The organism is Mesorhizobium sp. M00.F.Ca.ET.216.01.1.1 (genome assembly GCF_004010325.2).
In the GTDB taxonomy this organism is placed as follows: Bacteria; Pseudomonadota; Alphaproteobacteria; order Rhizobiales; family Rhizobiaceae; genus Mesorhizobium.
Window position 1 is genome coordinate 1 of the sequence record NZ_SADR02000239.1, and the last position, 369, is coordinate 369.

1 pseudogene is annotated in these 369 nt (G+C 54.2%); it reads left to right on the forward strand.

The annotated features are described in order from the left end of the window. Window positions 1-136 precede the first annotated feature (136 nt). Window positions 137-369 (forward strand): annotated as a pseudogene (locus EN859_RS35915) (hypothetical protein); the annotation flags it as partial.

The window sequence follows — 369 nt, forward strand, 5'->3', positions numbered from 1 at the left end:
CCGCATGGCACGTCGTGGATCAGGGATAGTCCCCGTGCCTTGTGTGAGGCTTGAATCGAAGGCTGCCGACGCGATTCAGCTTCGCGCAAGGAAGTGACGTTATTGTCCGGGGATAGCTTCGGCCGGAGGCGTGTCCTTGCTCAATACCTACACCAGCTATCAGTTGATTGCCAAAGACATCAGCAAGTCGATCACCCGCATCGAGCAACAGCCGACGGTCGATCGCGACACCCAATATTATCTGGCCAACATCACCAAGGTGAAATCGATCGACGATTTCGTCAACAATGACCGCCTGTTCAAATATGCCATGAAAGCCTATGGGCTGGAGAACATGGACTACGCCAAGGCCTTCATGGTCAAGGCGCT